20 protein-coding genes are annotated in these 20,934 nt (G+C 58.6%); 17 read left to right on the top strand and 3 right to left on the bottom strand.

Annotated elements, in window-relative coordinates; genetic code table 11:
- Nucleotides 1-33 precede the first annotated feature (33 nt).
- Nucleotides 34-1,059, bottom strand: a complete 1,026-nt coding sequence (locus VNZ93_RS17865) for a KpsF/GutQ family sugar-phosphate isomerase (protein WP_325708137.1) — start codon at nucleotides 1,057-1,059, stop codon at nucleotides 34-36.
- Nucleotides 1,060-1,391: 332 nt separating this feature from the next.
- Between VNZ93_RS17865 and VNZ93_RS17860 the strand changes: the two genes are divergently transcribed.
- Nucleotides 1,392-1,871 carry a hypothetical protein gene (locus tag VNZ93_RS17860; protein ID WP_325708134.1) on the top strand — a complete coding sequence of 160 codons (480 nt, stop codon included), beginning with the start codon at nucleotides 1,392-1,394 and terminating at the stop codon, nucleotides 1,869-1,871.
- Between the two features lie 7 nt (nucleotides 1,872-1,878).
- Here the strand turns inward: VNZ93_RS17860 and VNZ93_RS17855 are convergent, their stop codons facing one another.
- Both VNZ93_RS17855 and asnB read right to left on the bottom strand, forming a co-directional pair.
- Nucleotides 1,879-2,733 carry a class I SAM-dependent methyltransferase gene (locus tag VNZ93_RS17855; protein WP_325708132.1) on the bottom strand — a complete coding sequence of 285 codons (855 nt, stop codon included), beginning with the start codon at nucleotides 2,731-2,733 and terminating at the stop codon, nucleotides 1,879-1,881.
- Nucleotides 2,730-4,652 carry an asparagine synthase (glutamine-hydrolyzing) gene (asnB, locus tag VNZ93_RS17850; protein ID WP_325708129.1) on the bottom strand — a complete coding sequence of 641 codons (1,923 nt, stop codon included), beginning with the start codon at nucleotides 4,650-4,652 and terminating at the stop codon, nucleotides 2,730-2,732. The genes VNZ93_RS17855 and asnB overlap by 4 nt, the downstream gene beginning before the upstream one ends.
- 96 nt (nucleotides 4,653-4,748) lie before the next feature.
- Here asnB and VNZ93_RS17845 point away from each other — a divergent pair, with 96 nt between their 5' ends.
- The 16 genes from VNZ93_RS17845 (at nucleotide 4,749) to VNZ93_RS17775 (ending at nucleotide 20,933) form a co-directional block, all read left to right on the top strand.
- Nucleotides 4,749-5,381 (top strand): winged helix-turn-helix transcriptional regulator, encoded by a 633-nt coding sequence (locus VNZ93_RS17845; RefSeq protein ID WP_325708127.1) that lies wholly within the window; start codon nucleotides 4,749-4,751, stop codon nucleotides 5,379-5,381.
- Nucleotides 5,378-5,890, top strand: a complete 513-nt coding sequence (locus VNZ93_RS17840) for a transcriptional activator RfaH (protein WP_325708124.1) — start codon at nucleotides 5,378-5,380, stop codon at nucleotides 5,888-5,890. Before VNZ93_RS17845 ends, VNZ93_RS17840 begins: the two co-directional genes overlap by 4 nt.
- Nucleotides 5,891-5,983: 93 nt before the next feature.
- A complete protein-coding gene (locus tag VNZ93_RS17835; protein WP_325708122.1) occupies nucleotides 5,984-6,895 on the top strand; it encodes a sulfotransferase domain-containing protein in 912 nt (303 codons plus the stop codon).
- Between the two features lie 51 nt (nucleotides 6,896-6,946).
- Entirely contained in the window at nucleotides 6,947-8,782 is a 1,836-nt protein-coding gene (locus VNZ93_RS17830) for an ABC transporter ATP-binding protein (RefSeq protein WP_325708119.1), read from the top strand.
- A gap of 7 nt (nucleotides 8,783-8,789) precedes the next feature.
- Nucleotides 8,790-9,818: a UDP-N-acetylglucosamine 4,6-dehydratase (inverting) gene (gene pseB, locus VNZ93_RS17825; protein ID WP_325708154.1), complete on the top strand. Its 1,029-nt coding sequence runs from the start codon at nucleotides 8,790-8,792 to the stop codon at nucleotides 9,816-9,818.
- Nucleotides 9,819-9,827: 9 nt separating this feature from the next.
- On the top strand, nucleotides 9,828-11,030 hold the full coding sequence (pseC, locus tag VNZ93_RS17820) for a UDP-4-amino-4,6-dideoxy-N-acetyl-beta-L-altrosamine transaminase (RefSeq protein ID WP_325708116.1): 1,203 nt from the start codon (nucleotides 9,828-9,830) through the stop codon (nucleotides 11,028-11,030).
- 2 nt (nucleotides 11,031-11,032) lie between these two features.
- Nucleotides 11,033-12,595 (top strand): hypothetical protein, encoded by a 1,563-nt coding sequence (locus VNZ93_RS17815; RefSeq protein WP_325708113.1) that lies wholly within the window; start codon nucleotides 11,033-11,035, stop codon nucleotides 12,593-12,595.
- Between the two features lie 12 nt (nucleotides 12,596-12,607).
- Nucleotides 12,608-13,279, top strand: a complete 672-nt coding sequence (locus VNZ93_RS17810; protein ID WP_325708110.1) for a glycosyltransferase family protein — start codon at nucleotides 12,608-12,610, stop codon at nucleotides 13,277-13,279.
- Complete coding sequence (locus tag VNZ93_RS17805; RefSeq protein WP_325708107.1) at nucleotides 13,267-13,926, top strand: hypothetical protein; 660 nt, start codon at nucleotides 13,267-13,269, stop codon at nucleotides 13,924-13,926. Before VNZ93_RS17810 ends, VNZ93_RS17805 begins: the two co-directional genes overlap by 13 nt.
- 189 nt (nucleotides 13,927-14,115) lie before the next feature.
- On the top strand, nucleotides 14,116-15,072 hold the full coding sequence (locus tag VNZ93_RS17800) for a glycosyltransferase (RefSeq protein WP_325708105.1): 957 nt from the start codon (nucleotides 14,116-14,118) through the stop codon (nucleotides 15,070-15,072).
- The gene (locus VNZ93_RS24945) at nucleotides 15,069-15,677 is read left to right on the top strand and encodes a class I SAM-dependent methyltransferase (protein WP_414710112.1); all 609 of its coding nucleotides are present in this window, start codon (nucleotides 15,069-15,071) and stop codon (nucleotides 15,675-15,677) included. The genes VNZ93_RS17800 and VNZ93_RS24945 overlap by 4 nt, the downstream gene beginning before the upstream one ends.
- On the top strand, nucleotides 15,674-16,357 hold the full coding sequence (locus VNZ93_RS17795; protein ID WP_325708151.1) for a class I SAM-dependent methyltransferase: 684 nt from the start codon (nucleotides 15,674-15,676) through the stop codon (nucleotides 16,355-16,357). The genes VNZ93_RS24945 and VNZ93_RS17795 overlap by 4 nt, the downstream gene beginning before the upstream one ends.
- Nucleotides 16,354-17,406: a pseudaminic acid synthase gene (gene pseI / locus VNZ93_RS17790; protein WP_325708102.1), complete on the top strand. Its 1,053-nt coding sequence runs from the start codon at nucleotides 16,354-16,356 to the stop codon at nucleotides 17,404-17,406. Before VNZ93_RS17795 ends, pseI begins: the two co-directional genes overlap by 4 nt.
- A complete protein-coding gene (locus tag VNZ93_RS17785) occupies nucleotides 17,403-18,128 on the top strand; it encodes a WbqC family protein (protein WP_325708100.1) in 726 nt (241 codons plus the stop codon). The genes pseI and VNZ93_RS17785 overlap by 4 nt, the downstream gene beginning before the upstream one ends.
- Complete coding sequence (locus VNZ93_RS17780) at nucleotides 18,121-19,800, top strand: asparagine synthase-related protein (protein WP_325708097.1); 1,680 nt, start codon at nucleotides 18,121-18,123, stop codon at nucleotides 19,798-19,800. The genes VNZ93_RS17785 and VNZ93_RS17780 overlap by 8 nt, the downstream gene beginning before the upstream one ends.
- Nucleotides 19,797-20,933 (top strand): glycosyltransferase, encoded by a 1,137-nt coding sequence (locus VNZ93_RS17775; RefSeq protein WP_325708093.1) that lies wholly within the window; start codon nucleotides 19,797-19,799, stop codon nucleotides 20,931-20,933. Before VNZ93_RS17780 ends, VNZ93_RS17775 begins: the two co-directional genes overlap by 4 nt.
- The last annotated feature ends 1 nt before the right edge of the window (nucleotide 20,934 follow it).

The raw sequence follows: 20,934 nt of genomic DNA, 5'->3' as shown, positions 1-20,934 counted from the left end.
AACGGCTCGATCAGCGCATGCATGACAGACAGGTCAGGCTGCGCCCATGCGCAGAAGGTCATGCAGATGCAGGATGCCGACCGGACGATGCTCCTCGACCACGAACATCGCGGTGATTTTGGACGAGTTGAGCACCTCGATCACTTCACTGACGAGTTGATCCGGGCGGCATGTTTTCGGATTGCGTGTCATCACGTCTTCGACTGCAGATTCCGTCAGTCCCGGACCCATATGGCGGCGCAGATCGCCGTCGGTGATGATCCCGCACAACGACCCATGCGCATCCACGATGCCGACGCAGCCCAGTCCCTTTGCGGACATTTCGACCACGGCGTCCGACATCCGGGCGCCCAAAATCACCGTCGGCATCTGAGTTCCGGTCCGCATCACATCGCGCGCCAGCTTCAGCAATGCGCCCAGCCGTCCACCGGGGTGAAGCACATGGAAATCGGTTGGCGAGAATCCGCGGGTTTCCAGAAGGGTGATTGCCAGCGCATCGCCGAGCGCAAGCTGCATGAGCGAGGATGTTGTGGGGGCCAGATTGTGCGGACAGGCTTCGCGTACCTGCGGCAACGTCAGAACCACATCGGAAGCGCGACCGAGCGTGGAGTTCGCATCCGAGGTCATGCCGATCAACGCGATATTCCGGCGCTTCGCGTAATCGATGATATTCTTCAGTTCGGCGGTTTCACCTGACCATGACAGGGCAAGGATCACATCCTCATCCTGGATCATGCCAAGGTCGCCGTGGCTCGCTTCGCTCGGATGCACGAAAAACGCCGGCGTGCCGGTTGACGCAAACGTCGCCGCGAGTTTGCGCGCCACGTGGCCGGATTTTCCCATGCCGGTGACGATGAGGCGGCCCTTGGTTTCATCCTTTCGGCGAGCATCGATGATTTCGACAGCCGCCGTGAATGCACGGCCGAGCCCGTCGCGCAGTGCCCCGGACAGAGCTGCGATACCGCTGCCTGCGGCGTCGAGGGTCTGTAGACCGGAACGGATAATGCTGGCGTCGCGATCGCTCGCGCCCGATTTCGCCTTCACAGTGGCTTCCGCCATGAATTGAAACTTTCCAAAGAATCGGCGCCGCGAGCCAAGGCCGGACCTTGTCAACGAAACGCCTTCAATTAGCCGACGATAACCTCGGGGTAAAACGTAAATTCCGGGGCACGGGGACAACTCCAGCCCTGCAGCCGTCACGGGCAGAGCGGGATAAAATATCTTTATTTTTCAATGTGATGCATGTTTTGTGACTAATATGACACGTTCGGTCAAAGTCTCCGGCCCGGGCAGGCCACGATGTCGCCAAGGGCTCCGGCGCTCGTTAGGCTGTTTGCGTTGCTTTGGGAATCGAACCTTTTCACGCCACGTCCTTTCGCGCACCCGCTGTGATGAAGAAGTTCCTTGCGCTCGCCACCGTAGCGTTGTGCTGCACAGGCTGCCTTCGTGAGAACCCTCTGGTTCCGGCGACGGCTATCCCTGCGCGCTATCCCACCGAGGACCTGCGCCGCTTCAGTGAAGCCGAAAAGGCGGTCGTGCGGCAGGGCGTGGTTGCGACGCTGCCGAACCCTGCCTTCGCGGAATTCCGCTGGACGAAGTTTCCGAAATCTCCTGCCGAGACCGAGTATTATTGCGGCCAGTTGAACGCCCAGGTCGATTCCGGCGCGTGGGTCGGGTATCGGCCGTTTATCGCCGTCATCGAAACGCGAGACGGTCTGGCCCGGCAGGCAAGGCTGATCGAACTTTCCAGGGATCGCATCGACGTCGGAAGCGTGCTGGCGCAATGCCGTCAGCACGGGCTTGATCCGTTCGTCGGGTTCGAGTCGGACGGCGCCGGCGTATCGGCGGCGGCGCAGCAGCCCGCGCGTTAAACGCGCGCTATTTCTTTAATCCAACCGCGCACCAGAAGGGCTCGCGTTCTGAAAACGCGATGTCGTGAAATCCGGCTTTGGTCAGCATGTTGGAGATTTGGACTCGCGTGAAACGCTGTTCGAGCCGCGTGCAGAAGCGGTCGTATGCATCGGTCCGCATCACGTAGAAGGACTTGTCGCGATACCACGACAGCGGGATTGCATTCGGGTTTTTTCCGAGCCGCTCAGCGATCAGCGCCAGGCGCGTCAGCGGCCAATAGACGAACGCCGCGATAGCCTGGCTGATGGCGAAGCGCGCCGCATGCGGCATGCGCGAGACGACCTTGCGGACGACGTCGCTGATTGCCCAGACGCCACGGAACCAGGCGGGACGATTGTCGAAGGCATAGTAGAGATAGATCAGGAACGGTGCGCCCGGCTTGAGCTTGGCTGCGATCGCGTTGATCGCGGCCTGGGTATCGGGAACGTGGTGGAGCACACCCAGCGAGAACGCGAAGTCGAGGGACCGATCGGGCAAGGGGATATTGCCGACGCTCGCGTGATGGAAGGTCACATTGCGAAAGGGCGCGAGATTCTGGCGTGCCACCGCGAGGGCATCGGCGCTTGCATCGAGCGCATGCAGATGGCTGACGCGGGGCGCTACGCCCATCGACCAGCGACCGCTGCCGCAGCCGACGTCGATGCCGACGCCGCCGTCTTTCGGGAGGGATCCCCACGGAAACACCGCGAAGTAGTTTTCAAAAATAGACTGCCGCTGTTCCGGCGTGAGGTCATCCTCGCCCTGGCGGAAGGTCGACCATTCGTCGCCGAAACCGCGAGCGACCTTTTCATCGACGTTGATGGGATTCGCTGTCCGGTTCATGTCTTATGCCACCGTTCCATCCACGCCCTGACCATCAACACGTTCCAGAGACCTGTAGCATGGTTCTCCGCGCCGGAGAGATGCCGCTGCCAGAGCCGGTCGATTGCCGCCGGATCAAACAACGCCTCCTGCCGCACTCGTGCGGGGGCGAGTAGTGTCGATGCCCAATCGCGCAACGGGCCACGCAACCAGTTCGCCAGAGGGATGGAAAAACCGCGCTTGGGCCGATCCATCCACTCGGATGGCACATAGCGAGAGAGTACGGCGCGGAGGAGGCCCTTCGGCCGGTTGCCTTGTCGGATTGCCGGCGGCAGCGACCAGACAAATTCGATCAACCGATGATCGAGCAAAGGCTCCCGCGACTCGAGTGACACCGCCATCGAGCAGCGATCAACCTTCGTCAGGATGTCGTCCGGCAGATAGGTGGCAATATCGATGGCCTGCATACGCGAGATGTAATCTAGGCCTTCCGGAAGGCCTGGAAGCGAATGCAACCGGTAGCCACGCGTCGTTCCGTTGACCAGGTTCTGATCGAAGCCGACGCGCGCCAGCGCTAGTGCTGCGCCATCGATGTGTTGCGCACGCAGGGCAAGAGCGAGCCGGCGCGCCTTTTCCCCCACGCGGTCGGCGCGAGCGGCATCCAGGATGGTGCGTGCGGCCGGCTGCAACATGCGCTCCGGTAATGCGCCCAGCAACTGACCTGCGGTGGCGCGCAACGGCCGTGGCAGGGCGCCAGCGCTGCGCCAGAGCCGCTCCAGCCAGCGATATTTCGGATAGCCCGCAAATAGTTCGTCGCCGCCATCGCCGGACAGGGCCACGGTGACATGCTGGCGAGTGGCCCTCGATACCAGATAGGTCGGGAGTTGCGACGAATCGCCGAACGGTTCGTCGAACCAGTCCGGAATGGACGGCACCAACTCGAGCGCGTCCTTGTCCTCGAGGCGAATTTCGGTGTGATCGGTGCCAAGATGTTGTGCGACCTGTCGCGCGATGGCCGACTCGTCGTGAGTGGCATCGCTGAACCCGACAGTAAACGACCGCACCGGACGGCTCGTCTCCGCCTGCATGATGGCAACGACCGTCGACGAATCGATCCCGCCGGACAGAAATGCGCCGACCGGGACATCCGCGATCATGCGCCGACGGATTGCATCATGCAGCAATGCATCCAATGCGTCGGCAGCGTCATCTGCGCTGAGCATTCTTTGGCCGCTCGATGACGCGACATCTTCGATGCGCCAATAGTGGGTGAGCTCCGGCGCGTGGCCTTTCTCAAAAGTGAGAATGGATCCGGCGGGCAACTTGAACACGCTTTTGTAAGCGGTCGCCGGCGCAGGGATATAGCTGTAGGCAACAATCGCCGCCATCGCGTCGCGATCAATTTCGCCCCGAAATTCCGGATGCGCACGAAGCGCGCGCAATTCCGAACCGAACAGGATCGTGCCGTCGCAATCGGTCCAGTAAAGCGGCTTTACGCCGAGACGATCGCGAACGAGATGAAGTTTGCGTTCCCGCCGGTCGAACAGTGCGAAAGCGAACATCCCGACGAAGCGCTTCACTGCTTCATTCACGCCCCATTGCGCGAAGGCGGCGAGCATCACTTCGGTGTCGGATGTGCCCCGAAACACGTGGCCTCGCGCAGATAGTTCGCTACGCAAATCCTGGAAGTTATAGACTTCACCATTGTAGGTGATGACGTAGCGGCCATCCGCCGAATGCATCGGCTGTTTGCCGGTATCGGATAAATCAACGATGGCGAGCCGGCGATGGCCGAGACCGATGCCGGCCTCCGGATCGCCCCAGGCCCCATGACCGTCAGGTCCGCGATGTGGCATGGTGTCGGCCATCATGGTGGTCACAGCCACCAGGCTGGAGCGGGGGCCTTCGTCGAGTGTGAAAAGTCCGACGATGCCGCACATGACGGATCACGTCCTAGGTGAAAGTGTTCAAATTGTGAACGTAAGGGGCTTGACGTTCAATTACTGAACGCTCTAAGTCATGGCAAGAGGAAAGGCATGAAAACCGCTCAGCGTCACGAAAATGCCGATCGCGTGGTTCTGCGCTTGCTCGAAAGCGTCGAAGCCAATGGCCTTCAGTCGCAACGCCATCTCGCGACCGAAATGGGCGTCGCGCTCGGCCTCGTCAACGCATATCTGAAAAAGTGCGTCAACAAGGGACTGATCAAGTTTAAGCAGGCACCCGCAAAGCGTTATAAATACTACCTCACGCCGCGTGGCTTTGCTGAAAAATCCCGCCTGACCGTCAGTTACCTCTCGCATTCGCTCGCCTTCTTCAGGCGCGCCCGTGCGGATTGCGCATCGGTCCTTGCGGAAATCCGAACGCGGGGCTGGCGTCGAGTGGCGTTGATTGGGGCTACCGATCTTGCCGAAATTGCCCGACTTTGTGCGCCTGAGCACGATGTCGCCATTGTGCTCGTTGTCGATCCTTTGCTCGAAGCGACCGAATTCGGCGGCATTCCCGTGGTTCGTTCGCTGGACGAATTATCCGATGTGGAGGCAGTGGTTGTAACCGATCTGAGCAAGACGCGAGAGATTTATCGGACAGCCGTGAAAAAGTTCGGTAGTGATCGCGTTTATGCGCCCGAATTGTTGCTGTCGAAGATGGTTTCACGCGGAGCTGCAGCGTGAACGATGTCTTCGCTTCACAATGGCATGTCGTGCGGACCCATTCTCGCCGCGAATTCGACGCGCAGAGGCACCTGTCGCGCCAAGGCTTTGAGGTCTACTTGCCCCGTTATCAGAAGCGGCGGAGTCACGCTCGAAAAGTCGAGCTGATTTGCGCGCCTCTGTTTCCTTGCTATGCATTCGTGAAATTCGATCCATTGCGCCAGCAATGGCGTTCGATCCGGTCAACGATTGGGGTGGTTGAGCTGCTTTGCCGGGATGGCGTGCCTGTTCCGCTGCCCGATCGCTTTATCGCGGATCTGAGACGTTCCGAGGTGAAGGGGCTTGTTCGGATCATCGATCGGGTTCCGTTGCCGATGGGAGCGCCGGTGCAGGTGCTCGACGGTGTGTTTGCTGGCCGTGCGGGATTGTTCGACGGGATGTCCGACGACGAGCGGGTGGCGGTGCTTCTCGAATTCCTGGGCCGCGAAACGCGCGTGATGCTCGACTCGGCTTCGATAGCGGCGGCTTAACAATCTGTCGTCGCTTCCTGTACGTGCCGGCGGGTGATGATTCACCCGTCGTGCGGTAGCAATGAGCAAGAACTTCAATCGGTGCAGATGAAAATGATTTTCGACATGCGTCCGATCTCACTCGCCCGACATTTGGCCATGAGGTCAAACAAGGCCGACATGCGGACGCGAAATCTGCAATTTCTGCGGCTGGTTTTCCGCGACAAAAGCAAGTCCGTCCTTTTCGCCACATTTCCCAAATCGGGCTGGAACTGGAGCGCTGACGTCATCAACTATGCCCTGCACAAGCAGTTTCTCGGCGAATACTCTATCCAGTATGAGAGCGGGGGAACGTTGCTGCACAGCGTGCGTAAGGCGACCATTTTCTATCCGGCTGACGCGCGATCTCGCCGCCAGGAAAGGCTATCGCGCAGATTTCCAACTCTCGATGTCGATCTTTGCTTTCATACGCACGGTTCGTGGAAGGAATCCCCCCTTTGGGGGCTGGATGCGGCGAAAACGGTGATTGTCGCGCGGAATATTCCGACGATGTTGTTCAGCTATTATCGCAGCCGTCGATCTGATCGGAGTTTCGAGGAATTCGTCCATGGAGGCGCATTGGAACGATGTCTGAAGTTCTATAACTCCTGGGCGAATTTCGCGCGCCGTCCGCACGTGAGGCTGCGCGTTTTCAACTACGAGGATTTGCACAAGGATCCGGTGGGCGGATTTGGCGAAATGGTGAGCTACCTGTTTGACGTAGATTTGCCGAGGCCGGTCCTTCAGGAGGCCGTCGATCATTTTTCCCTCGACAAGCAGAAGGCGCGGGAGTTCCAGTTTTCGGCAGATGAGAAGTCGCACTTCCACTTTCGTGGTGCAGTGGACTATTCCGATATGATGTCGCCGCAGACATATCGTGACATTACCGGTACGCTTTCCGAGCGGCTGGACCCGATGTTTCAATATCTGATCGCGGGCAGGCACGGCGCTGACAAGGATGGCGCTCGCAACGCCGTCGTTAAGTAGTGCCTTGCGTCCAGATCGGTCTCCGAAATCAGCCGGCCTAGTATCGAAGCAATGTCGATTATCGAGTTTCTGCGAATAGCGCGATCGATGGGGCTGTCGTTGCGACGGCTCGCGCTCGTCGTCGTGTTGTCGATCCTCGTCACGCTGGTAGAAAGTGCCGGCGTCCTGATGGTAGTCCCGGTCTACGACTACGTCTCGCAGCACAAGAATCTCGCGGCGCTGGCGGACAAGAGTTACTGGCAGCTGATCCATCAATTCGCCGATATCCTGGGTGTTAGGGTCTCGCTGGCGCTTCTTCTTTCTTGCATCTTTATTCTGCTCTTGCTCCGGCAAGCACTGAGCTATGTCCGGACCATGAGTGTCGCCTCGCTTCGCGAGGATTTTATCCGCAGCGTGCGGTTGCGGATGTTCGACAGCTATCTCGCGGCTTCGGTATCCCGACAGGAAATGGAGGCCAAAGGCGAGATTGTAAACGGGTTAACTCTGGAACTGCAGCGCTTCAGTCAGACATTATCCGGCCTCGTCAGCATCTCGAATGCCGTTGTCCTAGCAGTGATTTACGGCGCGTTGATGCTTTGGACCTCGTGGCAGATGACATTGGTGGGCGCAATCGTGATGACAATCGGCCTGATGCCGGTTCGATTGTTGTGGCGGCAGACCGGGGAGGCGGGTCGCGCTGCGACCGTAGCCAATACGGACATGAGTCGATTTTTGATCGAGCGGCTGATGTCGGTGCGGCTCGTTCGCCTGTCCGGAACCGAAGCGGCCGAACGTGCCGCGATGAGAACTTATGCCACTCGCCAGCGCGACACGATGATGCATGTCGAGCGGTTGATTGCCCTCATCTCGGTCGCGGTCGAGCCTATCGTTCTCGGGATGGTGTTTCTTCTGCTTTTCCTTGCTGTCGAGGTATTCTCTGTCAGCAGCGAGCAACTGGCCTTGTTTCTGTTGGTGGTGCTGCGGCTCCTGCCAGTCGCTCGGGACGTGATGAAAGGGTATCAGCTCGTACTCTCGTCATCCGGAAGCGCTGAAAATCTTTCGCGACGCCTTTCGGCGTTGCGAACCGATCGGGAAATCGACACTGGTACGAAGCCGCTAAGCCGGATCGAGCGCGGCGTTTCGTTTCAGAGCGTGAGCTACAAGTATCCACAGACGGATCGGTTTGCCCTCAGCAATGTTAACCTGTTTCTCCCCGCAGGAACCTTTACGGCGATCGTCGGGCCGTCCGGTGCGGGGAAATCGACATTGATCGATCTTCTGCCGCGCCTGAGGCAGTGTACCTTCGGACGGATCCTGATCGACGACGTGCCACTCGAGGATTACCGGCTGGGATCCTTGCGCGGACAGATTGCCTACGTGCCGCAGAGCCCGCAGATTTTCGATGGCAGCCCGATGGATCATATCCGGTTGGGCAAGCAAGATGCTACTCTGGATGAAGTGGTTGAGGCGGCGCGGCTAGCTGGGGCTTACGATTTCATCACATCGTTGCCGAATGGTTTCGACAGCCCTCTCGGCGAATACGCGGTGCGCCTGTCCGGAGGGCAGCGCCAAAGGCTTGACCTCGCTCGTGCGATTGTGCGACGCGGAGCGCTGCTGGTGCTGGACGAGCCGACGAGCAGCCTCGATGCCGAGTCGGAGATGAGCTTTGTAGAGACCCTTAACAGCATCCGGCGCAATCTCGATGTCACGATTATCGTCGTAGCGCATCGCCTTACGACCGTCGTTCATGCTTCGCAGATCGTGGTGCTTAAGGATGGTCTGGTGGATGCGGTCGGCCCGCACAAAGAACTGCTAAAGCGCTCGTCATGGTATGAGGCGGCACACAAGAACTATGTCTCCGCTATGGCGAGAGGCGAGCTTAGAGCCGATAACGTTTACTTTGGATGACCGAAGCATGTTGCGAAATTTTCTGACCGCCGATGTGGATCTGAACGGCAAGTCTGTACTGGTCACCGGCGGGACCGGCAGCTTCGGCCAGGCATTCGTCAGGTACCTGCTGGGCAATCACAAGTTGCGGCGACTTGTAGTGTTTTCGCGCGACGAGCAGAAGCAGTTCGACATGGCGAATTCGTTGCCGACTTCAAAGCACCCGGAGCTGCGCTATTTCATCGGAGATGTGCGCGACCGCGATCGTCTCGAGTTGGCGATGAGTGGAATCGATTACGTCATTCATGCTGCGGCTTTGAAACATGTCAGCATCGCGGAATACAATCCGTTCGAGTGCATCCATACGAACGTGTATGGCGCCGAGAATGTGGTTCGCGCGGCGCTGCGCCAGAACGTGAAGCGCGTAATTGCGCTCTCCACCGACAAGGCCGCCAATCCGATCAATCTGTACGGTAGCAGCAAGCTCGCATCCGATAAGATTTTCGTCGCGGCCAATCACTTGGCGGGAAAAGACGGTACGCGCTTTGCTGTGGTGCGTTACGGAAATGTCTTCGGCTCGCGTGGCAGCGTGGTGCCGTTTTTCCAGCGGCTGATCGCAGGCGGGGCGACCAAGCTGCCGATCACTCATCCCGACATGACTCGGTTCTGGATCGGGCTCGGTCAGGGGGTTGAGTTCGTGCTATCCTGCCTGAGCATGATGCGGGCCGGAGAGATTTTCGTACCAAAAATACCGAGCATGAAGGTTGTCGATCTGGCGCGCTGTCTTGCACCCGACTTGCCGCATGAGATCGTCGGGATCCGGCCGGGTGAGAAGCTCCACGAGGTCATGATCACGGCAGATGATGCGCGCCTGACCGTTGAGCTTGACGATCGTTTCGCCATTCTGCCGATGATCAATATCGACGAGTCGATGGAGTACTGGTCGCGGCATGGGAGCGTGGCGGAGGCGTTCGAATATTCGAGCGACTCGAATTCCGAGTGGCTAAGCCCTGAAGCCATGAATGCGTTGCTGTCCGCGCATGTCTCGCAAAACTAGAAGTGTCCGATGACTTTCCTTGCTTACGGACGGCATCGTATCGAGCAGGACGATATCGACGCCGTTGTCGATGTGCTAAAAGGTGACTGGCTGACCACGGGTCCAGCGGTAGAGCGGTTTGAGTCCGAGATCTGCACTGCAACCTCCGCCGATTTTGCGGTTTCTTGCAACAGCGGGACGGCTGCATTGCACATGACCGCGATGGCGCTTGGTCTGCGGAAAGGGGACGTGGCCATCGTGCCGGCCATCACGTTTCTCGCAACTGCTTCGGCTCCGCGCCTGACCGGGGCTGACATCGTGTTTGCCGATGTTGATCCAGCTACCGGGCTCATGACGCCGGAGACGTTCGAAGCCGCAATCGCAGCCGCACAGGGCAAGGCGATCCGCGCCGCATACCCGGTCCATCTGGGCGGCCAAGTCTGCGACATGGAGGTGCTGCATGAGATCGCGAGCGCTCGCGGCATAACCCTTGTCGAAGATGCCTGCCATGCGCTTGGTGGGCGTTACAGCACGCGATCTGGACGGGCCGAGGTCGTCGGCTCGTGTGCGCATTCGGATATGAGCGTATTTTCGTTTCACCCGGTGAAGACCGTGACCTGCGGCGAAGGCGGTGCGGTGACAACGCGGAGTGCTGATCTCGCTCAGCGCTTGAAGGACGTGCGCAATCACGGTTTGGAGCGCGATCCGGCCAAGTGGCTGAACGACGATCTGGGCAAGGACAGTATGGGCGGGCCAAATCCCTGGTATTATGAAATGACGGAGCCGGCGCCAAACTATCGCCTCAGCGATATCAATGCCGCGCTCGGCGCCAGCCAGTTGCGCAAGCTGGGACGTTTTGTCCAGAAAAGGCAATTGTTGGCTGGGCTCTACGACGAACTGCTCGCACCGTATTCGTCCCTTTTGAAGCCACTGGGCCGGAGACTCGGCGTGCTGTCAGGATGGCATCTTTATGTCGTGATGATCGATTTCGATCGCATCAGCCTGTCGCGAGCGGCCCTGATGAATAAATTGCGCGCAAGCGGTATCGGGACCCAGGTGCATTACATTCCGGTGCCTTGGCAGCCATACTGGAGGGCCGCCAACGACAGGAACTGCTTCCCCGGCGCGGCGGAGTATTATCGACGCTGCCTCAGTTTGCCACTATCGGTCGACATGAATGAGGGCGACGTACGGCGTGTTGTCGATGCACTGGGTAAGCTGTTGCGAGAGTGACGTTGAAGTACATGCGCTTGCGTCAAGACGCCGACTTGCCCCTGGATCTCTATTCCACGGTCGGAAGCGAATGGATGTGTGCGGCCTATTGGCCAGTTTCCTATGACGATACGCGCGCGCGCCTGGTGAAATTGCTTTGGTCGGTCGAGACTGATTTGAGCAATGTCGAGAAGGATATCGCGGACATCGTGACTCTCGCCGCGCCCACCTGCGTGCACTGGGCATGCGCGGTTGTCGAAGCGACCGTTCTGGCGCATAAGTCGATGTCCGGCATGGCCACGACCGGAAGCCACTCGTTGTTCGATTTTATCGTCGGCCGCGTCGAGGACATCGACGCGGCGTCGCTGACGGTTCCCAAGAGCGAGCGCGCGATGGGCTCAATAGAGTCGTTCGCACGAAGCGCGGTTCGCAGTCTGACGTGGTCGACGGCGCGAACCGCGCTGAAAGCGATGTTCGCGCCTTCCGCCGTTGCGATTGCGCACAACCCGGTATTGCAGGAATATGCGCTGCACAGTGATTTCGGTATCGCCTTTCGGCGCGGCGACGATATCTTGCGTCGGCACGCGTCGGCTGGGCGTGCCGACCCCGATCTGACCCGCCGCGCTACCGAATGGTTTCTTGTGCGCTTGCAGCCGGGCCTCGACGACATGCCGAAAGTCGTCGAACGAGCAGCAATACTCTTGCGGCGGGGCGTTGAGGCACTGGTCACGCGCGCACAGAGCGACCTCGAGGCTCTGAAAGGCGTCTCGTTACCGTCAGTCGTCTGGAGCGGCAGTGGCAGCAAATGGTCATCCAGAGCCATTGGGTTGACGGTCTTGCGGCGCGGGGGCGAGGCGTGGCGCTTCGACCATGGCGGAGGCGTCGGGCTCGTTCATGATCCCAAGTCCTTCAATCTGATGGAACTCTGCGTCAGCAGCGCATATGTGGCGAATACATCCGCAGCCAAGGCCATCTATCAGGACGACTTGATGAAGGGCATGAAGACGGATTGCGAGATAATGGCCGGGGTAGGCGACCCGACATTTCGGTCTGTCGTCCGGAGGCGTCGCACGCGTTCGGCTCGGCCTCGCGTTCTCTACGTCACCACCATTTTCAGGGGTATACGCCAGTTTCACCCTCCCTTTCTGCCTGATCCTCTCTATTTGTTATGGCAAAACCAGATCGCCTCAGCGCTCGCTGAATGGAAGCTTGATCTTGTCCTCAAGCCCGCGCCTGAAGGGCTGCTCTTGGGGAAATCGCATCCGCTCGCATCGAACTACACGACGAGCACCGCGTTGTTTGAAGAAGAACTTGATAACTGCGACGTCGCGGTCTTTGATTACGCTCACACAACGACATTCTGGAAGGCCATGTCGAGCGGGATCGCGGTTGTTCTGCTCGACCTCGGAAACAATGCGATCGGTGACGTAGTCCGCGAGCGTCTGATCCGGTCAGGCTGTGCAATCATCAATGCGACCTACGATGAGCGCGGTGTTCCTGGCATAAACCTGGCCGAGTTGCGCGAGGCCGTATTGCGCGAATGTGCCACGTCTCCCGAAGACTTTCGGGCTATCTGTGCCGGATAGGGTTGATCGATTGTGACCGTGGTTATCGTTCAGGCCCGGATGGGATCCTCCAGATTGCCCGGAAAATCGCTACTCCCTCTGGGTGGTATGCCTTCCGTGCTGCAGGTGCTCCGGCGCGCCCGAGCCATTGAGGGCTGCCGAGAACTGATTCTGGCGACGACCGATTTGCCGGAGGACGATGGCCTCGTTCAGTTGTGCCGGTCGGAAGGCTACCGCGTCCATCGAGGTTCGTCTCCCGACGTGCTGGCCCGCTTCGTCGGTGCCGCAAGGCTTGTCGACGCGGAGATCGTCGTCCGGATCACGGGAGATTGCCCGCTGCTGGACCCGCGGCTTTGTGGCGATTTGATCCAGCACTATAGAACCAGCGGATCGGACTATGCCTCGATCGACAAGGAGTTTGGCTGGCCCCAAGGACTGGATTGCGAGGTTTTTCCGAAGGCAAGTCTCGAAGATGCGTCGCGCGAGGCTTTGTCAACTTACGATCGCGAGCACGTTACGCCGTGGATACATCGGCACGCTCGTCGACCCATCAATTTGCGGGGGCCTGGCGTCTCTGCTCGCTGGGTGCTTGATACCGCGAATGACTATCAGCATCTGCAGGCGTTGTATTCCCATCTGAAGGCAAAGAGGTCATTACCATCCTGGAGCGAGGTGCTGGAGGCGGAACGGCGATGCGCGCAATGAAATTGAGGCTGGATAGCGCCGAGTTGGCAGATCTGGTTTGCAAGCAACTGCGCTCTACGTTCCAACTGAGTGGCGATGAAGAGCGCTTGATCGTGGAACTGCTTCCGGGCGTTCTAGCGCGCGTCGTTCACTGTTTCGAGCGTACGCCAAACAAATATTACCGTGACGACGAGTTAGTGAAATTCTCGCCATTCCACAGCGGACAATATGCGATCTTCCTGTACTTTTTATCGCGGGCGTTGAGCCTGGGGCGCCAGGCCGATCTGGCCGACCGCGTCTATTTCTTGAACAAGATGTTGAACGCAGTCGATATCTACCATGAGGTCGAACTACCGTCTGTCTTTTTCGTCGATCACCCCGTCGGCACGGTGCTGGGCCGCGCGAGGTACGGCGAATATTTTTCGTTCAGCCAGCAGAACACGGTCGGCAACAACAAATCGATTTATCCGGTGATTGGAAAGAATGTGCAGATGATGGCCGGCGCCATGATTTTGGGCCGCTGCAGAATCGGCGACAACGTCATCGTGTCCGCCGGGTGCATTATTCTCGATCAGGATGTGCCCGAATGCGCGATCGTATTTGGGCGGTCGCCGGATCTGACAATTGTCCGTAAAGATGCGTCCTATTTCAGCCTCGACGGACGATAAGCCTAACGTGGTTTCTACAAGAGTCATCACCCCCGCGCCGACGCGGGCCGGTTTGCTCAGATGCAGTGCCGGAAAATGATTGCGATGAGCGGCGTGGACATCGTGCTCCGGTGTGATGTCGGAGGAAGCACCGGCGTGGGGCACCTCTTGCGATGTATTTACCTCCTTCAGGCATGCGGGAGGATAGGTTTGTCGGCGGAGCTCTCCATCAAGATGCGGGGTGGGGGAGTTGTTCCGTTCGTCCTTGAACAAGCCATTCCGTTCCGAGTCGTCGAAGACGATGCGACGACGACTCAAGAGGCTGAGGCGGTTTGCAATCTTGCTGTCCTCGATTTGATGCATTCTGGTGACAACCACCACCAGCGTTATGTGGCTAGCCTGATTGACGAACATCACCGTCGCGGCAGGGCGGTAGCGCTGATCGACTCTGTAGCCGAGCTTTGTTATGCGAGCGGTTTGGCTCGTCCGGACATTGTCGCATCTCCTTACCTGGGAGTGGAGTTGGGACCAAGGCCCAGGTGCGATCTCTGGCTTGCCGGCGCTACCTATGCGCCGCTGGCACCATGGCTCGAGCAGGCGGCGACGTTGCGAGGTCACATTCAATTCCCGGTTCGCCGGGTACTGGTAACGATGGGGGGTAGTGATCCGGCGGAGTTAACGACGCAAGTTGCTGATTGTTACCTGCACAGCGAACTCCGGGACCAATACCGCCTTCGCATTATCGTCGGCCCTTACTTTGCCGCGAAGCAGGAGGCTGCTCTGACGGCGCATGCGCCAAACGTCGAGATCGTTCGCTCGCCGGCGTCGCTGTCTGAGCATTACCAATGGGCCGACGTCGTCGTGACAACCGGTGGCCTGACCCGATATGAGTGTGCTGCCCTCGGACTGCCGTGCCTGTTGATCATCCCGCACGAGTTACACAAGGACTATTTTCAACGGTTCGCAGACCTGCGTATAGCCAAGGTTCTTCATCTGCAACACAATGAGGACAGGTCTGCTGTGATCACGCGGGCCCTGAGCGAATTTCTGACGGACACTCAGGCCCTACGGGACTTTGCCCGGAACGGGCCCGTACGGGTTCCTCCCGATGGTGCGATCAGGCTCGCACATGCACTTGCCGAGACAGCCCGTGGGAGAGAGTCGTGAGCGAGCTGCGGGCAAAGTGGGACGCTTGGAATCAGCAGGGCGGGCCTAATTATCCTCCCACAAAAGTAGTTCAGTTTTGCTTCCGCAAGTGTTCCGCGCATGTGCGGAGGCAGACGCGCGCGCTGGACCTCGGCTGCGGCACTGGCGTGAACGCCTGGTTTCTGGCGAGGGAGGGCTTCAATGTAGTCGCGACCGACATTTCAAGTGTGGGGATCGCGCGTACACGCGATCGGCTCTCCCACTCGGGCCTGAAGGCCGTTACTCGCGTTGAGGGGGCCGAGAGCGTCGCCGAGCCGGATGCAAGTGTTGGTCTCGTCATCTGTGTGGGTGTTTCCGAATCGGCTGGCCCTGTAGTCGCCGCGCGTGCGGTAGCGGAAGTATCGCGCATCTTGCGCCCGGGAGGCCAAGCGCTGGTGCTATTTGCGGCAAATGACGACATGAGGGTTGGGGCTGCGACTCCGTACGATCTGTATGGGTTTACCCGGGCCGAGGTAGACGCGATGTTTGCCGGACAGTTTGCGCAAACGCATGTCGACCGGTACATCACGACCTACAATGGTGGGCAACAGGTCCAGTCGGAGTGGCTGGTTACGTGTCAAAGATGACAACTAACAGTGGCCATCGGGCGGAAATTGATTATTTGCGGGCTCACTACACGAAGCTCGCGCATGAACACGCGGACTCTCCGAAGGCGGTGCAATACTCCGACAAGGCCAGTCATTGGGCGCGTTTTGCGATTCTCGCTGATATAGGCCTTGATCCGATGGCGAGCGTGCTGGATTTCGGATGCGGCACGGCTGAACTGTTGTCTTTTTTGAGGGAGCGAGCGGGCTTCAAGGGCAAATATGTCGGCGTCGATATCTCGGACCAGCAGCTCGCGATTGCTCGCTCTAAATTCCCCGATTGCCGATTTGAGAACCGGGATGTCCTATCGGCAGGGGTTGGAGAGGTCGTTGACTACATTTTCATCAACGGTGTTTTCAACAATCGAGTTCCAGGCGCCGATGGCTTCGCCTATCTGACCGATATCCTGACCGCGCTTCGGCCCGCAGCGCGAAAGGGTATCGCGTTCAACGCGATTTCAACCTATGTCGATTTTTTCGATGATGGGCTGGTTTATCTGGATCCCGGCCGAGTGTTCGAATTCTGCAAGCAGAATTTGTCAGGACTTGTCACATTGCGTCATGATTATCTCTTAAAGCCCTCTGCGCCACCATTCGAGTTCACAGTCTACGTGCGAGTGTCAGATCAGACGCCGCGCGCGAACCTGAAGTCACAGCCATGATCAATGTGCAGTACCAGTCGACGAGTGCAGTGATCGGAGAGGGCGCTCCGGCTTTTCTCATCGCCGAGGTCAGTGCGAACCATGATCAGGATCTCGACCAGGCGCTCGAACTCGTGAAGCTGGCGGCGGAGGCCGGATTTTCCGCGATTAAGCTCCAGACCTATTCGCCGGAATCGCTAACGATCCGGAGTGTGCATCCGACCTTTCGGGTCGATCCGGTGTGGGGCGCGCGCGATCTCTATGAATTGTATTCGAAAACCGCGATGCCAATGGAGTTTCATCGGCCGATCTTTGATCGCTCCGTCGAGCTAGGGCTGCTACCCTTCACGACCTTGTACGATCCACGCGATCTGGATTTCACCGAGGCGTTGGGAAACTGCGTCTACAAGATCGCGTCCTTCGAGCTCGTCCATATTCCATTGCTTAAGGCAGTGGCGCAGACCAAAAAGCCGGTTATCCTGTCGACCGGCATGGCGACGCTGGCCGAGGTCGAAGAGGCACTCGACGTGCTCGCTTCCGGCGGTGCTGGTCCGATTGTCTTGTTGCATTGCTGTTCATCATATCCATCGGAGCCGGATCAGGTGAACCTTGCTGCTATCGACACCATGAAGCGCGCATTCGGTCTTCCGGTCGGCTTTTCTGACCACACGGTCGGTCCGCATATTCCGCTGGCGGCGGTCATGCTCGGGGCGTGCGCGATCGAAAAGCATATTACCAACGATCCTAACAGGTCGGGGCCGGACCATCGCTTCTCGGCGGCGCCCGATGTCATGCGTGATATGGTGCGGATGATCCGTGATGCAGAGGCCGCACGTGGCGATGGGCGCAAGATTATGCGGTCCTCGGAACGCGTTAACCGGGATGTTGGGAGACGATCGCTCTATGCGCGGGCTGACATTGCGGTCGGAGAGGCGTTTACCGATCGAAACGTCGCAGTTGTGCGACCGGGCGGCGGTCTGCATCCGCGGCACTACGAAAGTATTCTCGGCAAGCGAGCGCGGCGCGCTGTCGTCGTGGGCGGCCCCCTGAGCTGGGATGATATCGCGTGACTGAACCGCGCGTCGTCGCAATTATGCAACCTACGTATCTGCCTTGGATCGGTTATCTTGCGATGATCGATCGGGTCGATATGTTTGTTTATCTCGACACCGTGCAGTTTGCTCGACGATCATGGCAGCACCGCAATCGGATCAAGTCTGCACATGGCGAATTGTTGCTCTCGATTCCGACATTTAACAAAGGGCGGCGCGATCAAAAGATCGCCGACGTCTGCATCGATTGGACGACGAATTTTTCCGATTCGCATTGGCGCAGTATTGAAATGGCTTACCGGAAGGCCAAGGAGTTTCGCCGTTATGCGGAAGAACTCCATGCGTTGTTGACTCGTCGCGAGGAGCGTCTGGCGGACTACACAATCGCCCTATCGGGTTGGCTCTGCCAGAAATTTGGCATCGAGACCCCGGTCATGAGGAGTTCGGCCATCGAGTATGACGGGGCGAAAGCAGACGCGCTCGCGGCGATCTGTCAGTCCTGCGGCGCGGATCGTTATCTCTCGGCGCCGGGTTCGCAAGAATATATCGAGGAATCGGATGCCTTCGCACGGGCTGGTGTCGACGTTGAATATCATCGCTATCGGCATCCGCGATACGAGCAGGGTGCTGGAGAATTTCTGGAATATATGTCGTCGATCGATTTGCTGTTTCACCATGGCGGCGAAGCCGGGTTGGCCATTTTGAAATCAGGCGTAGTGCCAGAGCGTGCGGATGCCTGAATTCGAAGTTGAGGACTCGGCGCAGATTTTGTTGGGCAATGACTACGGCTGGCGCCTAACGAAGAACGAGCAGGGGGCGAGCGTCGCGTTTAAGGGGCATTTTGCTTCGCGCGCGTTGGGTGGCGAGGCCAACTTTCTCCTTGAATTATTGTCGCTTTCGCGCGCGGAAGTCGCGCGTCGGCTCGCATCGCTGGACGGCAATTTCGCGTTCGTTGTGTCTGATGGTGTGCGCACGATCGCTGCGGTCGATCGGATACGCAGCATTCCGCTATTGTTCGCCCGCAATCGCTCAGGGCGCTGGCTTGTGTCCGATCATGCTGCGCCTGTGCGTGCCGGCCTTGAATTGGGTGTGAATGACGTTGACGCAGTGAGCGCGAACGAAATAGCGCTCTCGGGCTACGTTCTCTCGGACCGGACCTTGTACCGTAAGGTCTCCGCGCTGCTGCCCGGTCAGTTTGCAGTCTTTGAAGGAAGAGACGTTCCAAGCACTGAGCGTTACGCGCTTTATCGTCCATGGTTGATCAAGCGTGGCGTGAGCGCAGAAGCGTGGCGAGCCAATTTGCTCGACGGTACCGCTCACGTTCTCGAAAAACTTGTGGCGAGGGCCGCCGGGAGGCGAATTCTTTTGCCACTCAGTGCTGGGCTGGACTCGCGTCTGATCGCGTCGGGTCTCAAGCACCTAGGTTGCCGCGATGTCGTATGTTTCTCGTATGGCAGGCCCGGGAATCACGAAGCGGAGGCAGCGCGGCGGATCGCTGGCAAGCTTGGTTATCCGTGGCACATGCTGCCGACCACGACAGCGGAGTTTCGTGCAGCACGGGCGTCCGCTGACTATCAGCGTTACCTGGCTTTGGCCGACAATCTGGTGGCGACGCCTGTCGAGCAGGATGTGTATCCTGTCATGCAGCTCAGGCACATGGACTGGGCGCCGCAGGACAGCATCATCGTCAACGGTCAGTCGGGTGATTTTATTTCCGGCAATCATATTCCTGCGAGGCTGACAGGGTGTCTCGACGGTATGAGCCGTGAATTACGCGAAGCCCTCATATTCGATTGCATGGTTGCGAAGCATTTTGACCTGTGGGACGACCTCAAGACGCCGACCACACTCGCTGCCATCAAACAGGCAGTCTGGTCCGAGTTCCGCGCTGCCGATGCCCCGCTCGACGATCCCGACCTATCGTTTGCACTCTATGAGTTTTTCGAATTTCAGAACCGTCAGTGCAAATACGTGCTCGGAAACCAGCGCGGGTACGAAGTGTTCGGATGGGATTGGCATTTACCATTGTGGGACGTCGAATATCTCGATTTCTGGCAGTCGGTGCCAATGTCACTTAAGTTTGGCCAGAAGCTTTATAGAGACAGCCTTGTCGAGGCGAATTGGGGTGGCGTTTGGACCAGCCTTCTGCCAGCGCCGCGTTGGGTAACTCCGGCATGGCTTAGGCCGATACGTGGCGCGGTGCGGATCGCGTGTGCGCCCTTCGGCGCGAATAGCTGGCACAAATTCGAGAAGCGAGTTTTCGCGCATGTCATGGATCCGCTGCGAAAATACGCAGCGGTGTCTTGGTTCACTGTGGCGCTGACCAACAGAAGCCATCGCAACGTTGTGTCCTGGCTGACGGCACAATATCTTGGGCGTCATTCGCTCGATTGGGCGGGCCGGCCGCTATGAGCGCGACACGGCGTATCTGCTTTCCTTTCGTCGGGGATTCCGTTGGCGGCGCGCACCTGTCTACCCTTTTGCTGATCGAAGGGCTCGATCGAAGCCGGTTCGAGCCGATGATTGTCCTGCATACGGAGGGGCCTCTTGCGGAACATCTTCGTCAACGGCAATTCGAATTCATCACGCTGCCGCTGAATGCCTTTGCCGGAGCAACGCCCCGTCTGCTCGATATTGTTTGCTCCGCTTTGAAAGCTGCGCCGAAATTGAGCCGCTTCATTCGAGAGCGCCGCATCGATATTGTTCACGCTAATGATCTCAGAATGAACCTGACCTGGCCTTTGGCTGCGAAATTATCCGGCGCAAAGATGGTTTGGCATCAGCGCACTACGCCGGCGTCCAATTCGATGCTTTGGAAGGCGATTCCGTATCTGGCAAACGAGACAATCGCGATCTCCGATCCCGTCGCGGAAGCGCTCGGTCCGATGCGGCGAAATGTGGAGGTCGTCTACAACCCGTTCAGGCAGGAAACGACTTTCAACAAGGCTGAACAGCGGACGGCCCTGCTGTCGTTGATTGGGGCGCCCGATAGTAGCGTGGTGCTGGGATCGGTTGGCAGACTTGTCCGGTACAAGCGTGCTGACATCTGCATCGATGTGGTGGCGGAACTGCAGCGCCGGTTCGATAGGCCGGTGCATGGTGTGCTTCTGGGCGCGGATCCCGAAGGTCTGGAGAATGAACTCAAGGAATACGCTTGGGTGCGCGGCGTCGGCGATCGCATGCATTTTCTCGGCTTTCGATATCCGGTCGAGAAATACTTGTCCGGCATGGATGTCCTGGTTTCTCCAAGCGAGTTCGAAGGTTTTGGCCGGTCACTGGTCGAGGCGATGCTTGTCGAGACGCCAGTGGTTGCTTCGCGCGTCGGCGGACACGTCGACATCGTTCGTCATGAAGAGAATGGCTTTCTCGTTCCTCCAGGTGAGGTGAAGGCGTTCGCGGATATGGCTGAGATAATCCTTCGGGACGATGCGCGTAGGGTTGCGATCACCAACTGCGCGCTGGAGAGCGCATATCGTCGGTTCTCTGACGCGGCTCACGTATCTGCGTTGCAACAAATATACGATCGTCTGGTCCCTTCCATCTGAG

Source organism: Pseudorhodoplanes sp. (assembly GCF_035565795.1).
GTDB lineage: Bacteria > Pseudomonadota > Alphaproteobacteria > Rhizobiales > Xanthobacteraceae > Pseudorhodoplanes.
Note: the sequence above shows the minus strand (reverse complement) of the source record. Positions and strands in the feature narration are given on the sequence as shown.

Coding starts and splice junctions, on each gene's coding strand:
- VNZ93_RS17855 (WP_325708132.1), bottom strand. CDS start 2,733: ATGAACCGGACAGCGAATCCCATCAACGTCGATGAAAAGGTCGCTCGC.
- VNZ93_RS17780 (WP_325708097.1), top strand. CDS start 18,121: ATGCCTGAATTCGAAGTTGAGGACTCGGCGCAGATTTTGTTGGGCAAT.
- pseI (WP_325708102.1), top strand. CDS start 16,354: ATGATCAATGTGCAGTACCAGTCGACGAGTGCAGTGATCGGAGAGGGC.
- VNZ93_RS17805 (WP_325708107.1), top strand. CDS start 13,267: ATGCGCGCAATGAAATTGAGGCTGGATAGCGCCGAGTTGGCAGATCTG.
- VNZ93_RS17795 (WP_325708151.1), top strand. CDS start 15,674: ATGACAACTAACAGTGGCCATCGGGCGGAAATTGATTATTTGCGGGCT.
- VNZ93_RS17835 (WP_325708122.1), top strand. CDS start 5,984: ATGATTTTCGACATGCGTCCGATCTCACTCGCCCGACATTTGGCCATG.
- pseC (WP_325708116.1), top strand. CDS start 9,828: ATGACTTTCCTTGCTTACGGACGGCATCGTATCGAGCAGGACGATATC.
- VNZ93_RS17845 (WP_325708127.1), top strand. CDS start 4,749: ATGAAAACCGCTCAGCGTCACGAAAATGCCGATCGCGTGGTTCTGCGC.
- asnB (WP_325708129.1), bottom strand. CDS start 4,652: ATGTGCGGCATCGTCGGACTTTTCACACTCGACGAAGGCCCCCGCTCC.
- VNZ93_RS17775 (WP_325708093.1), top strand. CDS start 19,797: ATGAGCGCGACACGGCGTATCTGCTTTCCTTTCGTCGGGGATTCCGTT.
- VNZ93_RS17830 (WP_325708119.1), top strand. CDS start 6,947: ATGTCGATTATCGAGTTTCTGCGAATAGCGCGATCGATGGGGCTGTCG.
- VNZ93_RS17865 (WP_325708137.1), bottom strand. CDS start 1,059: ATGGCGGAAGCCACTGTGAAGGCGAAATCGGGCGCGAGCGATCGCGAC.
- pseB (WP_325708154.1), top strand. CDS start 8,790: ATGTTGCGAAATTTTCTGACCGCCGATGTGGATCTGAACGGCAAGTCT.
- VNZ93_RS17860 (WP_325708134.1), top strand. CDS start 1,392: ATGAAGAAGTTCCTTGCGCTCGCCACCGTAGCGTTGTGCTGCACAGGC.